Genomic DNA, 13,699 nt, shown 5'->3' with positions numbered 1-13,699 from the left:
CCATCTGGTGATTGTGAAGCAGTCCCGCAAACCGGGGGACAACTCGGCGGCAAGTCTATCAGAACTTGCCTACACGTAAGAGATATTTGCGCCGAACTAAGTTTCAGCAATGCCTGCAAATTTCTCACGCAATTTATCAAGAGCACGTTTGTAACGCATTTTTGTCGCACTCAAACCCATGTGCATGATGTCTGCGATCTCCTGGAACTCCAGCTCTGCGACAAATCGTAGCACCAGAATTTCCCGATCAATCGGGTTCACATACACCAGCCAGCGATCCAGTCCACCCTTTTCCTCGGGTTTTGGCGCCTTTTCTTCAGACGCTTCCTCAAGGGGGTCAAGACTCAGTGCGTCCATCAAGCGACGCTTTCGCCGTTCCTTCCGATACTGTGTGATGCATTCGTTGTACGTGATGCTGTAGAGCCATGTCTTGAACTTTGATTTCCCCTCGAAGTTCTTCAGGCCGTACAGCACCTTAAGCATCACTTCCTGACAGACATCGTCTGCATCGCGATCGTTCCCAAGATATCGTGCACAGACGTTAAATAATGTCCGCTGGTAACGCCGCATCAGTTCTTCATAGGCGCGCGTCACGTGAAACAGCTCGGTATGCGAGCGCGCGACCAACTCCTCGTCAGAGAGCTCGCGGGGGTCGTAGCGCGTGGATAGCGTTTGGGCTTTATTCAAAACAAGTCGTGCCGACAGTCAGGTCAATGTCCACCGCAGCCAGCATCAGCTGGCATTTTGCGGCGGCATACATTAGCAGGGTTTGCCGGGTTAGCGGCTACTCACATGCTGCTCCAGCAGGATCCGATTCGAGAGAGAGACTAGCTCACCCTCATCGGTCAGCAATGTGGTCTTAACCGTGCCGATCTCTTCGATCTGGCCTTCGACCTCGCCAATACGCACTTGTTGCCCAACCTGATACAACTCACGCACATAGATTCCCGCAAGAATCTGACCGGCAATTTCCCGGCTTCCCAAACCCATGGCCAAGGCAACAGCCAGACCAACGGTAATCAATACGATGACGATCACATGGTTCAGCAGGTCGGTCTTGACCTCCAACTGACTGATCGCGACCGAAATGCTGATGATGATCACCAGGCCCTGGGCGATTCGCCCAAGTCCTGAAGCGTAGTCCAGACCTACGCCTTCTGCCGCCCCGCGAACCAGGCCATTGGCCAGTTGCGCGAGCAGGACGCCCACCAGCAACACCAGCGCGGCACCGAATACTTTCGGCAAATACAGCGCGAGCATGTCAAGCGTAGCTGAAACTCGCTCAAGTCCAAGGGATTCTGCTGCCGATACCAGGAAAATCAGCAGAACGAACCAATAGACGATCTTGCCGATCAGGGTCGAGATCGGCACTTGCAGCCCCGCGCGGGACATCAACTTTGTCAGGCCGGTGCCGCCCATCAGGCGATCGAGACCCAGTTTGGCCAGCAATTTGGACAGCAAGGTGTCCAGCAGCTTGGCCACGACAAAACCCAACAGCAGCACAACCAGTGCGCCGAACAGGTTCGGAATGAAATTAGCGACTTTGGTCCACAACGCAGTCATTGCAGTGACGAGGCTCTGAGTCCAGAGATCAAGTTCCATATTCAATCAGCCTTATCAGCAGTGCGAGCGGTAGGTTTACGGAGACGGGAGACCGGCGCGACATGGGCCGAGCCGTTGTTCAGGGCGATCATCAGCGCGGGCAGCCAGCGGCCCAGCAGGCTGAACAGATCGCCGGCGCCCACCTGGCGGTTGGCGGTTTTGAGTACGCGGCCCAGGCAGGCATCGTCGTCGCGGCCGGACGGCGAGGCGTTGAGCATGTCGCGCAAAGACTGTTCAAACGGATCGTGCATACGCACCTCTCGTGATGTCTGTGAAAGACGCGGGCAAATTTGGTCGGGTCACATGGCGCATCTTCATACCCAGCGCAAACGGCGGAACAACCACCATTGTCCGAGGGCCAGGGCGAGCACTGTCAGGCAGGCGATCAGGAAACCATAAGGGCTGCTCGAGAACGGAATGCCGCCAACGTTGATGCCCAGCAGACCGGTCAGAAAACTCATCGGCAGAAAGATGCAGGTGATGATCCCGAAGCGGTACATGGTGCGGTTCATGCGCACGCTCAAGCGCCGGTCTTCGGCGTCCAGCACAAGCCCCACGCGCTCTCGGGTCAATTCGAGCTCTTCGAGATAACGGGTCAGGCTGTTGTTCAATTCGTTCCAGTAGTCGGCATCGTCATCGACGAACCACGGCAGTTTTATCCTTGTCAGCTGTCCGAAAATATCCCGCTGCGGTGCCAGAAAACGCTTGAGTCCGGCGGCCCTGCGACGGATGTGCAAAATGGCGCCATGCTCGGGGGTATACCGTTCGTCGGCATCCAGTTTTTCTTCCTCTTCATCGACCACTTCAGAGAGGCAAGTCACCAGATCCTGCACCTTGTTGGTGAGGAGTTGCGCCAGATACAGCATCAGTTCGGACGAGGTTTTCGGCCCTTTGCCCTCGCCCAACATCACCAGCAACTCGTCGGTGGCTCGCAGCGGACGCAATCGCAGGGAAATCACTCGCTGGGCCGAAGCGAAAATGCGCACCGACACCATATCTTCCGGCTCGGCGCCCGGGTTGAGATTGACCCCGCGCAAAAACAGCAGCAGCTCGGAATCCGGCAACGGCAACAGACGTGGACGAGTATTTTCTTCCAGCAATAGATCGCAAGCGAACTCGTTGAGCCCACTGGATTTGCGCAGCCAGGTCTGGGTCTGCGGGTGACTGCGATCCCAGTGCAGCCACAGGCTTTCATGAGCCTGCAACTGCAGATCGTCGAGATCAGTCCGGGCTATCGAACGCGCACCGCCTTTACCGTCCAGCACCAGGGCATGCACCAGCCCCCACTGCGCGTTTTCTTCCTCGAACATCCTCACCCCTATGGTTACCGCGATTTATTCAGGCATTTTCAGCGGACTTGGCGAGATGATCACGCCATTGTTGTCCGCATAGATGTACTGGCCGGGATGGAAAGTGACACCCGCGAACGTCACCGGCACGTTGAGGTCGCCGATACCGCGCTTGTCCGTTTTCATTGGGTGACTGGCCAGGGCCTGCACGCCAAGATCGGTCTGGGCGATGACGTCGACGTCACGGATGCAGCCGTAGATGACCAGCCCTTCCCACCCGTTTTTCGAGGCTTTCTCGGCGAGCATGTCGCCCAGCAATGCACGGCGCAGTGAACCGCCACCATCCACCACCAGCACCTTGCCATTACCCTTGAGTTCGACCTGCTCCTTGACCAGCGAATTGTCTTCGAAGCACTTGATGGTCACGATCTCGCCGCCGAACGAATCACGGCCGCCGAAATTGCTGAACATCGGGTCCAGCACCTGAACCAGCTCCGGATAGGCGTCGCACAGGTCAGGCGTAAGGTAATGGTTCATCGAATAACTCCTGTAACAAGGAAGACGATCAAGGATGTCGCACACTTCTGAGACGAGTTCCGGCGGTCGCTGTTTACCTTAGCCCATGTCATGGTCACTGAACGAACCTGAACACAAGCTGAAACGGAATAGCGAAACAGTCACTAAATATGACCAGAACCGTCCAGCGCGTCATATGTTAGCCGCAAGCCGACCCGAACGAAATGCCCTTTTCAGGGCGCCGCACTCAGACCGCTGCCGCCAGATCCGGCTTCTCACCGAGCAACGACGTGTGCTGATCCGCCAGCCAACGCGCCACCAGCGGCCAGACTTCAGCCTGCGCCGCCTTGCTCACCAGCATTTCGACATGCCCGAACTGATCATTGAAACCCTGCTCACGGCCCAGGTTGATGAACTGCTTGTGCTCGGAACCGATCTGCTCGAACAGCTTGCGGCACGCCCAGGCCGGATCCTGGTGATCGCCTGCCGCGCTCACCGCCAACACCGGTACCCGCACATCGGCAAGGCCTGCCCACCAATCCTTGTCCTTGTCGCCGAAACGACCGAACAGGCCGTACCAGCGCATGCTTTCCAGCGCCAGACCGATCGGTTCGTCTTCCGGGCCGCGCTTGAGCCGCGAGCCTGACAATTGGGCAAAACGCTTGAGAATGAAGCGCCCGCTCCATTCCACCGGCGGAATCTTCAGCGGCCAGTACGTGCGGCTGACCTGGGTGCCGAAAAACGCCGCCGACGCCACCGCAGGCTCACCCAGGTATTCGCCGCCCAGTGCGGCGGCCAACGTGATGCCCCCCAGCGAGTGGCCGATCCAGTGCGGAATCTGCCCGCTCTGCTCACGCACAAACGCGGCAATCGCCGGCAGATCGTAACGGGCGTAGTCGGCGACGCGGTTGCGGCGGTAGTCCTCGTTACGCTGGGACAAACCGTGACCGCGCATTTCCGGGATCCACACATCGAATCCCAGACGCGTCAGATACGCGCCCAGGCCCAGGCCCTTCGGCGAAAACCAGAAGCGCCGGTTGGAAAAACTGCCGTGCAGCAAGATCACCGGCACGCCGCGCGATGCCGGCTCATCGGCCATGCCGAGACGGGTCACTGCGATTTCCACGGACCAGTCAGGGCTGTTGCCCGGTTTCAAACGGTAAACGTCTTCGCTCAGATCACCGCGTCGTTCGGCGCTGATCAGGGCGACAGGAAATAGGTTGCTGCTGCTTTGCATGATGCTCTTGCACAAAAAAGGGCGGCATCCGGAGAGCTCGCCCTACTTCAATCTTAAAGCCCCGAACCGGTTCACCGGGCCGAGGCTTCATTCACGGCTTATTCCGCCGCCTGGCCTTCGGCAAGGAAGAACCAGGTTTCCAGCACGGTGTCCGGGTTCAGCGACACGCTTTCGATGCCCTGCTCCATCAGCCACTTGGCGAGGTCCGGGTGGTCCGAAGGGCCCTGACCGCAGATGCCGATGTACTTGCCGGCCTTGTTGCACGCGGCAATCGCGTTGGCCAACAGCTTCTTGACCGCCGGATTACGCTCGTCGAACAGGTGCGCGATGATCCCGGAGTCACGGTCCAGACCCAGCGTCAGTTGAGTCAGGTCGTTGGAGCCGATCGAGAAACCGTCGAAGAATTCGAGGAATTCTTCAGCCAGGATCGCGTTGGATGGCAGTTCGCACATCATGATCACGCGCAGACCGTTGTCGCCACGGGCCAGGCCGTTTTCGGCGAGCAGATCCACCACCTGGCTGGCTTCGCCGAGGGTACGGACGAACGGCACCATGATTTCGACGTTGGTCAGGCCCATCTCGTTGCGCACGCGCTTCAGCGCACGGCACTCGAGTTCGAAGCAGTCACGGAACGATTCGCTGATGTAACGCGAAGCGCCACGGAAGCCCAGCATCGGGTTTTCTTCTTCCGGCTCGTACAGTTTGCCGCCGATCAGGTTGGCGTATTCGTTGGACTTGAAGTCCGACAGACGCACGATGACCTTCTTCGGTGCGAACGCAGCAGCCAGGGTGCTGATGCCCTCAACCAGTTTTTCGACGTAGAAGCCGACCGGATCGTCGTAACCGGCGATGCGTTTGTCGACGCTTTCCTTGATGTCCTGCGGCAGGCCGTCGTAGTTCAGCAGCGCTTTCGGGTGGACACCGATCATGCGGTTGATGATGAATTCCAGGCGGGCCAGGCCCACACCGGCGTTCGGCAGTTGCGCGAAGTCGAAGGCGCGGTCCGGGTTGCCGACGTTCATCATGATCTTGAACGGCAGCTCCGGCATGGCGTCCACGGAGTTCTTCTTGACGTCGAAGCCCAGTTCGCCTTCGAAGATGTAACCGGTGTCGCCTTCGGCGCAGGACACGGTCACGCCCTGGCCATCCTTCAGCAGTTGGGTGGCGTTGCCGCAACCGACCACTGCCGGAATACCCAGCTCACGGGCGATGATCGCCGCGTGGCAGGTACGGCCGCCACGGTTGGTCACGATGGCGCTGGCGCGCTTCATGACCGGTTCCCAGTCCGGGTCGGTCATGTCGGAGACCAGCACGTCGCCCGGCTGGACCTTGTCCATCTCGGAGACGTCCTTGATGATCCGTACCTTGCCCGCGCCGATGCGCTGACCGATGGCACGGCCTTCAACCAATACGGTGCCGGTTTCTTTCAGCAGGTAACGTTCCATGACGTTGGCCTGGGTGCGGCTTTTCACGGTTTCCGGACGGGCCTGCACGATGTAGAGCTTGCCGTCGTCACCGTCCTTGGCCCACTCGATGTCCATCGGGCAGCCATAGTGCTTCTCGATGATCATCGCCTGCTTGGCCAGCTCGCTGACTTCAGCGTCGGTCAGGCAGAAACGTGCGCGATCGGTCTTGTCGACTTCAACGGTTTTCACGGAACGACCGGCCTTGGCCTCGTCGCCGTAGATCATCTTGATGGCTTTGCTGCCCAGGTTGCGACGCAGGATCGCCGGACGACCGGCAGCCAGCGTGCCCTTGTGGACATAGAATTCGTCCGGGTTCACCGCGCCTTGTACGACGGTTTCGCCCAGACCGTAGGCGCCGGTGATAAACACTACGTCACGGAAGCCGGATTCGGTATCGAGGGTGAACATCACGCCGGCGGTGCCGGTTTCCGAACGCACCATGCGCTGCACGCCGGCCGACAGGGCGACCAGCTTGTGGTCGAAGCCCTGGTGCACGCGGTAGGAAATGGCACGGTCGTTGAAAAGGGAGGCGAACACTTCCTTGGCCGCGCGGATGACGTTGTCAACGCCACGGATGTTCAGGAAGGTTTCCTGCTGACCGGCGAACGAAGCGTCCGGCAAGTCTTCGGCGGTGGCGGAGGAACGCACGGCCACGGCCACATCAGGATTACCGGCCGACAGCGCGGCGAACGCGGTGCGGATCTCGGTGTTCAGTTTTTCAGGGAATTCGGCCTCCATGATCCATTGGCGGATCTGGGCGCCGGTCTTGGCCAGGGCATTGACGTCATCGACGTCCAGCGCATCGAGGGCCTTGTGGATCTGATCGTTCAGACCGCTCAGTTCCAGGAAGTCGCGATAGGCTTGCGCCGTGGTGGCGAAGCCGCCGGGGACCGAAACACCGGCACCGGCCAGGTTACTGATCATCTCGCCCAGGGATGCGTTCTTGCCCCCCACATGCTCAACATCGTGTTTGCCGAGCTTATCGAGGGAAACTACGTACTCTACCAAGGTGATCTCTCCACTAACTGTGTTGGAAAAGCTCAGAAACCGGCGGCTCGGGGGAGCGTTGGCCGGCTGTATGGCCTGGACCTGGAAAATAAGTGAGAATGCGGGCCGATGGCGGCCGGCAAATCGCGCCTATCATATCCAGAAATGCTCATTAGCTTAAGGCCCAAGGTGCAAATGAAACGATCTGCTTTCTTTATCTCCGATGGCACCGGTATCACCGCCGAAACCCTGGGTCAAAGCCTTCTGGCGCAGTTCGAAAACATTACCTTCAGCAAATTCACGCGGCCGTACATCGACAGCGTTGAAAAAGCGCGGGCCATGGTACAACAAATCAACAAAGCCGCTGAAACCGACGGTTTCCGGCCGATCATCTTCGACACCATCGTCAATCAGGACATCCGTGAGATTCTCGCAACCTCCAATGGTTTCATGATCGACATCTTCTCGACGTTCCTCGCCCCGCTCGAGCAGGAATTGACCGAGCATTCTTCCTACACCGTCGGCAAATCCCACTCCATCGGCCACAACTCCAACTACATGGAGCGGATCGAAGCGGTGAACTTCGCCCTCGACAACGACGATGGCGCCCGTACGCACTATTACGACAAGGCCGATCTGATACTAGTGGGCGTGTCGCGTTGTGGTAAGACGCCGACGTGCCTGTACATGGCGATGCAGTTCGGCATCCGCGCGGCCAACTACCCGCTGACCGAAGACGACATGGAACGCCTGCAACTGCCGGCCGCCCTGCGCGCCCACCAGCACAAGCTGTTCGGCCTGACCATCGACCCGGACCGCCTCACCGCGATCCGCAACGAACGCAAGCCCAACAGCCGTTATTCGAGCTACGCCCAGTGCGAGTTCGAAGTCCGCGAGGTGGAAAACCTGTTCCGCCGCGAGAACATTCCGCACATCAACTCCACGCATTTCTCCGTTGAAGAAATCTCCGCGAAGATCCTTGTGGAGAAAGGCGTGGAGCGGCGTTTCAAATAGATTTGTAGCGCCCTTGCAGCCGCCATTGCTGGCAAGCCAGCTCCCACAGGGTTTTGTGGTGTACGCAGATCTTGCATTCACAACAACCCTGCGGGAGCGTGGCTTGCCCGCGAAGAACGATCACGCAGTCCCTCAGATAACAAACAAATCGACAAACCGGTTCACCGGCGTGGCTTCAAGCCGCGCCTGATCCTTGCACAGCGCCACAATCTCCCCGCTGCGCTGCCCGGTGAACCGGGTGGCCAGATTTGCTCTGAACTTGTCCTCCAGCAATGGGATACCCTCGGCGCGGCGCCGGCGATGCCCGATCGGGTATTCCACCACCACGTTTTCCGTGCTCGAACCGTCCTTGAAAAACACCTGCACCGCATTGGCAATCGAGCGTTTGTCGGCTTCGAGGTATTCGCGGGTGAAACGCGGATCCTCGACGATGACCATTTTCTCGCGCAGCACGTCGATGACCGGATGGGCCTTGTGGAAATCATCCTCGTAGTGCTCGGCCACCAGATTGCCGAACGCCAGCGGCACAGCGGTCATGTACTGGAGACAGTGATCACGGTCGGCGGCGTTGGCCAACGGCCCGACCTTGGAAATGATGCGGATCGACGATTCGTGGGTGGTGATGACGATCCGGTCGATTTCATGCAGACGATTGCGCACTTGCGGGTGCAGGGCCACGGCGGCTTCGCAGGCGGTTTGCGCGTGGAATTCGGCGGGGAAACTGATCTTGAACAAAACGTTTTCCATCACGTAACTGCCGAACGGCCGCGAGAAGCTGAAGGCGCGTTTGTCTTCGGGCTTGAGCGCCAGATCGTTGTTGGTGTGGCTGAACAGAACGTCGTAAAAGCCCCATTGTCTGGCAGTCAAGACGCCGGGAATCCCCATTTCTCCACGCATCGCGATATCCGCCAGCCGCACGCCCCGGCTCGATGCATCCCCTGCCGCCCAGGATTTTCGCGAGCCGGCGTTCGGCGCATGGCGGTAAGTACGCAATGCCTGACCATCGGCGAACGCATGGGACAACGCGGATAACAGCTGCTCACGGTTGGCGCCCATCAGTTTGGCGGTCACGGCAGTCGAGGCGACTTTCACCAGAATGACGTGATCGAGTCCTACGCGGTTGAAGGAGTTTTCCAGGGCAATCACGCCCTGAATCTCGTGGGCCATGATCATCGCTTCAAGCACATCGCGCACCGTCAGCGGCGCCTCGCCATTGGCCAGACGCTTTTGCGACAGGTGATCGGCCACCGCAAGAATCCCGCCGAGATTGTCCGACGGATGACCCCATTCAGCGGCGAGCCAGGTGTCGTTGTAATCGAGCCAGCGAACGATGCAGCCGATGTCCCACGCGGCTTTCACCGGGTCGAGGCGGTAGGACGTGCCAGGCACTCGGGCGCCGAACGGCACGACGGTGCCCTCGACGATGGGGCCAAGGTGTTTGGTGCATTCAGGGAAACGCAGGGCCAGCAGGCCGCAGCCCAGGGTGTCCATCAGGCAGTTGCGGGCGGTGTCGAGGGCTTCGGCGGATTCGATTTTACAGGTGAGGACGTAATCGGCGATGTCCTGCAGGACACGGTCGTAGTCGGGACGGTTGTTCAGGTCGACGTTGGCGCTCATGTTCGATTCACTCTTCAAAGTGGTTCGTTGATGGGACCTCGGTTCAGGGCTAATTTTTCTTGTTATTGAAATGCGCAAAGCGCTGAGAGCGATCAGGCTCGCTCTCAGCGAATGTTCGTCAGAACGAATCCCCAGGCACGCGGACGTAACCTTCCATCAGGACGCGCGCACTACGGCTCATGATCGCTTTCTTCACGATCCATTCACCGTTTTCCAGACTGGCCTCAGCCCCGACGCGCAACGTTCCGGACGGATGCCCGAACCGCACCGCATTCCGCTCAATACCGCCCGCCGCGAGGTTTACCAAGGTGCCGGAAATGGCCGCTGCGGTACCAATCGCCACCGCCGCCGTGCCCATCATCGCGTGGTGCAGCTTGCCCATCGACAACGCCCGCACCAGCAAATCCACATCGCCGGCGCCAATCGTCTTGCCACTGGACGCCACGTAATCCGCAGGCTTGGCCACGAAAGCCACCTTAGGCGTGTGCTGACGCTTGGCCGCTTCATCCAGATTGGAAATCAGCCCCATGCGCAAAGCACCGTAAGCGCGAATGGTTTCGAACATCTGCAACGCTTTCGGGTCGCTGTTGATCGCGCTCTGCAATTCGGTCCCGGTGTAACCAATATCTTCAGCGTTGACGAAGATCGTCGGGATACCCGCGTTGATCATCGTCGCCTTGAACGTGCCGACGCCCGGCACTTCCAGCTCATCGATCAGGTTGCCGGTGGGGAACATCGAGCCACCGCCGCCCTCTTCTTCCGCCGCCGGGTCGAGGAATTCGACCTGGACTTCGGCCGCCGGAAAGGTCACGCCGTCGAGTTCGAAATCACCGGTTTCCTGGACTTCGCCATTGGTGATCGGCACGTGGGCAATGATGGTTTTGCTGATATTGGCCTGCCACACGCGAACCACCGCCACGCCGTTGTGCGGAATGCGGCTGGCGTCCACCAGGCCATTGCTGATGGCGAACGAACCGACCGCTGCCGACAGGTTGCCGCAGTTGCCGCTCCAGTCCACGAACGGCTTGTCGATGGACACCTGACCGAACAGGTAATCGACGTCGTGATCGGCCTTGATGCTTTTCGACAGGATCACGGTTTTGCTGGTGCTGGAAGTGGCGCCGCCCATGCCGTCGATCTGTTTGTCGTAGGGGTCGGGGCTGCCGATTACCCGCAACAACAGGGCATCGCGGGTCGGGCCGGGAATCTGCGCCGCTTCAGGCAGGTCGGTGAGGCTGAAAAACACGCCTTTGCTGGTACCGCCGCGCATGTAGGTGGCGGGGATTTTGATCTGCGGTGCGAACTTAGCTGCGTGAGCCATGGTGCTCCTTATCCGCAAACGCGGGTCTACCGACCCGCGCTCGCACTAACTGATTTAAACGGCAACCGCCGACTCTTCGAGGAAGTCCTGAGCGAAGCGCTGCAACACGCCGCCGGCCTCGTAGATCGACACTTCTTCGGCGGTGTCGAGGCGGCAGGTCACCGGCACTTCGACGCGTTCGCCGTTCTTGCGATGGATCACCAGCGTCAGGTCGGCGCGAGGGGTGCGCTCGCCGATCACGTCGTAGGTTTCGCTGCCGTCGATGCCCAGGATCTTGCGGTCGGTGCCCGGTTTGAATTCCAGCGGCAACACGCCCATGCCCACCAGGTTGGTGCGGTGAATGCGCTCGAAACCTTCGGCGACAATCGCTTCCACACCCGCCAGACGCACGCCTTTGGCCGCCCAGTCGCGGGATGAACCTTGGCCGTAGTCGGCGCCGGCGATGATGATCAGCGGCTGCTTGCGCTCCATGTAGGTTTCGATGGCTTCCCACATGCGCATCACTTTGCCTTCCGGCTCAACGCGCGCCAGCGAACCCTGCTTGACCTTGCCGTTTTCCACGACCATTTCGTTGAACAGTTTCGGGTTGGCGAAGGTCGCACGCTGCGCGGTCAAGTGGTCGCCACGGTGGGTCGCGTAGGAGTTGAAGTCCTCTTCCGGCAGGCCCATTTTCGCCAGGTACTCACCGGCGGCGCTGTCAAGCATGATCGCGTTCGACGGCGACAGGTGATCGGTGGTGATGTTGTCCGGCAGCACCGCCAGCGGGCGCATGCCCTTGAGCGGCCGCGCCCCGGCCAGCGCACCTTCCCAGTAAGGCGGGCGGCGGATGTAGGTACTCATTTCGCGCCAGTCGTACAGCGGCGTGACTTTCGGGCCGGTGTCTTCATGGACGGCGAACATCGGAATGTAGACCTGACGGAACTGCTCAGGCTTGACCGAAGATTTCACCACCGCGTCGATTTCTTCGTCGCTCGGCCAGATGTCTTTCAGGCGGATTTCCTTGCCGTCGACCACGCCGAGCACGTCTTTTTCGATGTCGAAACGGATGGTCCCGGCAATCGCGTAGGCCACCACCAGCGGCGGCGAAGCGAGGAACGCCTGCTTGGCGTACGGGTGAATCCGCCCGTCGAAGTTGCGGTTGCCGGACAGCACAGCGGTGGCGTACAGATCGCGGTCGATGATTTCTTGTTGAATCACCGGATCCAGTGCCCCGGACATGCCGTTGCAGGTTGTGCAGGCAAACGCGACGACGCCGAAACCGAGCTGCTCCAGCTCCGTGGTCAGCCCCGCTTCATCGAGGTACAGCGCCACGGTTTTCGAACCCGGGGCCAGCGACGACTTGACCCACGGCTTGCGGGTCAGCCCGAGCTTGTTGGCATTGCGCGCCAGCAGGCCGGCGGCAATCACGTTGCGCGGGTTGCTGGTGTTGGTGCAACTGGTGATGGCAGCGATGATCACTGCGCCGTCGGGCATTTGCCCCGGCACGTCTTCCCACTGGCCGGCGATACCTTTGGCCGCCAGATCCGACACCGCCACACGGGCGTGCGGATTGCTCGGGCCGGCCATGTTGCGCACCACAGAAGACAGATCGAAGGTCAGGCCGCGCTCGTACTGCGCACCTTTCAGGCTGTCGGCCCACAGACCGATCTGTTTGGCGTACTGCTCGACCAGTTGCACTTGCTGGTCTTCACGGCCGGTGAGTTTCAGGTAATCGATGGTCTGCTGGTCAATGTAGAACATCGCCGCCGTAGCGCCGTATTCCGGAGCCATGTTGGAGATCGTGGCGCGATCGCCTAGGGTCAACGCGCTAGCACCTTCACCGAAGAACTCCAGCCATGCGCCGACCACTTTCTGTTTGCGCAGGTACTCGGTCAGCGCCAGTACCATGTCGGTGGCGGTGATACCCGGTTGCAGCTTGCCGGTCAGTTCGACGCCGACGCTTTCCGGCAGGCGCATCCACGACGCGCGGCCAAGCATCACGCTCTCGGCTTCAAGCCCACCGACACCGATGGCGATCACGCCCAGTGCATCGACGTGCGGGGTGTGGCTGTCGGTGCCGACGCAGGTATCCGGGAATGCCACGCCGTCGCGCACCTGGATCACCGGGGACATTTTCTCCAGGTTGATCTGGTGCATGATGCCGTTGCCCGGCGGGATCACGTCGACGTTTTTGAACGCCTTCCTGGTCCAGTTGATGAAGTGGAATCGGTCTTCGTTGCGACGGTCTTCGATGGCGCGGTTTTTCTCGAACGCCTGCTTGTCAAAACCGCCCGCCTCTACCGCCAGCGAGTGGTCGACGATCAGTTGGGTCGGCACCACCGGGTTGACCTGCGCCGGGTCGCCGCCCTGCTGGGCAATCGCGTCGCGCAGGCCGGCCAGATCCACCAGCGCGGTCTGGCCGAGAATGTCGTGGCACACCACGCGAGCCGGGAACCACGGGAAGTCGAGGTCGCGTTTGCGCTCGATCAGTTGTTTCAGGGAATCGGTGAGCGTGGCCGGGTCGCAGCGACGCACGAGGTTTTCCGCCAGCACGCGGGAGGTGTACGGCAGGGTGTCGTAGCTGCCGGGCTGGATCGCATCGACAGCCGCACGGACGTCGAAAAAGTCCAGCGGCGTGCCGGGCAGGTTCTTGCGAAATTCTGTGTTCATC

The 13,699-nt window shown here is 60.0% G+C and carries 11 protein-coding genes; 1 reads left to right on the top strand and 10 read right to left on the bottom strand.

Annotated features, from left to right (window positions below; all coding sequences use genetic code 11):
- Nucleotides 1-96: 96 nt before the first annotated feature.
- From sigX to ppsA, 7 genes are all read right to left on the bottom strand, one after another.
- A complete protein-coding gene (gene sigX, locus AC1MDC_RS17610) occupies nucleotides 97-687 on the bottom strand; it encodes an RNA polymerase sigma factor SigX (RefSeq protein WP_011333251.1) in 591 nt (196 codons plus the stop codon).
- 90 nt (nucleotides 688-777) lie between these two features.
- Entirely contained in the window at nucleotides 778-1,602 is an 825-nt protein-coding gene (locus AC1MDC_RS17605; protein ID WP_007951987.1) for a mechanosensitive ion channel family protein, read from the bottom strand.
- 2 nt (nucleotides 1,603-1,604) lie between these two features.
- Nucleotides 1,605-1,853 carry a CrfX protein gene (locus tag AC1MDC_RS17600; protein ID WP_085700244.1) on the bottom strand — a complete coding sequence of 83 codons (249 nt, stop codon included), beginning with the start codon at nucleotides 1,851-1,853 and terminating at the stop codon, nucleotides 1,605-1,607.
- A 63-nt stretch (nucleotides 1,854-1,916) separates the two neighbouring features.
- A complete protein-coding gene (locus tag AC1MDC_RS17595; protein ID WP_085700245.1) occupies nucleotides 1,917-2,912 on the bottom strand; it encodes a zinc transporter ZntB in 996 nt (331 codons plus the stop codon).
- Between the two features lie 24 nt (nucleotides 2,913-2,936).
- Nucleotides 2,937-3,428, bottom strand: a complete 492-nt coding sequence (gene rraA, locus AC1MDC_RS17590) for a ribonuclease E activity regulator RraA (protein WP_007951984.1) — start codon at nucleotides 3,426-3,428, stop codon at nucleotides 2,937-2,939.
- Between the two features lie 226 nt (nucleotides 3,429-3,654).
- Nucleotides 3,655-4,644 (bottom strand): alpha/beta fold hydrolase, encoded by a 990-nt coding sequence (locus tag AC1MDC_RS17585; protein WP_085700246.1) that lies wholly within the window; start codon nucleotides 4,642-4,644, stop codon nucleotides 3,655-3,657.
- 98 nt (nucleotides 4,645-4,742) lie between these two features.
- The gene (gene ppsA / locus AC1MDC_RS17580; protein ID WP_085700247.1) at nucleotides 4,743-7,118 is read right to left on the bottom strand and encodes a phosphoenolpyruvate synthase; all 2,376 of its coding nucleotides are present in this window, start codon (nucleotides 7,116-7,118) and stop codon (nucleotides 4,743-4,745) included.
- Nucleotides 7,119-7,292: 174 nt separating this feature from the next.
- On the opposite strand from ppsA, the gene ppsR reads away from it, so the two are divergent.
- Nucleotides 7,293-8,111 carry a posphoenolpyruvate synthetase regulatory kinase/phosphorylase PpsR gene (gene ppsR, locus AC1MDC_RS17575; RefSeq protein ID WP_011333245.1) on the top strand — a complete coding sequence of 273 codons (819 nt, stop codon included), beginning with the start codon at nucleotides 7,293-7,295 and terminating at the stop codon, nucleotides 8,109-8,111.
- Between the two features lie 132 nt (nucleotides 8,112-8,243).
- Here ppsR and prpD read toward each other — a convergent pair whose 3' ends face one another.
- The 3 genes from prpD to acnD all read right to left on the bottom strand — a co-directional run bounded on the left by prpD (nucleotide 8,244) and on the right by acnD (nucleotide 13,698).
- On the bottom strand, nucleotides 8,244-9,728 hold the full coding sequence (prpD, locus tag AC1MDC_RS17570; protein ID WP_480393410.1) for a 2-methylcitrate dehydratase: 1,485 nt from the start codon (nucleotides 9,726-9,728) through the stop codon (nucleotides 8,244-8,246).
- A 118-nt stretch (nucleotides 9,729-9,846) separates the two neighbouring features.
- On the bottom strand, nucleotides 9,847-11,049 hold the full coding sequence (gene prpF, locus AC1MDC_RS17565; RefSeq protein WP_085700249.1) for a 2-methylaconitate cis-trans isomerase PrpF: 1,203 nt from the start codon (nucleotides 11,047-11,049) through the stop codon (nucleotides 9,847-9,849).
- A 54-nt stretch (nucleotides 11,050-11,103) separates the two neighbouring features.
- Nucleotides 11,104-13,698 (bottom strand): Fe/S-dependent 2-methylisocitrate dehydratase AcnD, encoded by a 2,595-nt coding sequence (acnD, locus tag AC1MDC_RS17560; protein WP_085700250.1) that lies wholly within the window; start codon nucleotides 13,696-13,698, stop codon nucleotides 11,104-11,106.
- Between the last annotated feature and the right edge of the window lies 1 nt (nucleotide 13,699).

The organism is Pseudomonas sp. 1, assembly GCF_056626735.1.
This window is presented reverse-complemented; position numbering and strand designations above follow the sequence as displayed.